The following is a 263-nucleotide window of genomic DNA, read 5'->3' as shown; positions in this document are numbered from 1 at the left end:
ACCTTACGGGCGTGTTTGCTTCGGACATGAACGTCACCCAGGCGTGGATCGATGAGATGCGCAGTGCCCTGAAGGAGCCGTTCGACACCCTGGCAGACGCCGAGGGGGTCGCGGCGGAACGCCGCCACTTCATGGAAGGAGGCCCGGTTCAGGTGATTCGCGAGCAGGTCGCTGTGCTGGATATCGACGCGGTGGTCATGGGCGTCGTGCAGCCAAAGGGCCTGGAAAAACTGCTCGGCGACACCACCGAACGCATCGTCAGC

The 263-nt window shown here is 63.5% G+C and carries 1 protein-coding gene; it reads left to right on the top strand.

Features of this window, described 5'->3' with window-relative positions; all coding sequences use genetic code 11:
• Positions 1-263, top strand: a 263-nt coding sequence (locus SB756_RS31385) for a universal stress protein (protein ID WP_410913408.1), incomplete at both ends; no start/stop codon positions are given.

It is taken from the genome of Pseudomonas sp. SIMBA_068, from assembly GCF_046534705.1.
GTDB lineage: Bacteria > Pseudomonadota > Gammaproteobacteria > Pseudomonadales > Pseudomonadaceae > Aquipseudomonas > Aquipseudomonas putida.
The sequence above is the reverse complement of the archived record's forward strand: the minus strand, read 5'-3'. Positions and strand labels throughout refer to the sequence as shown.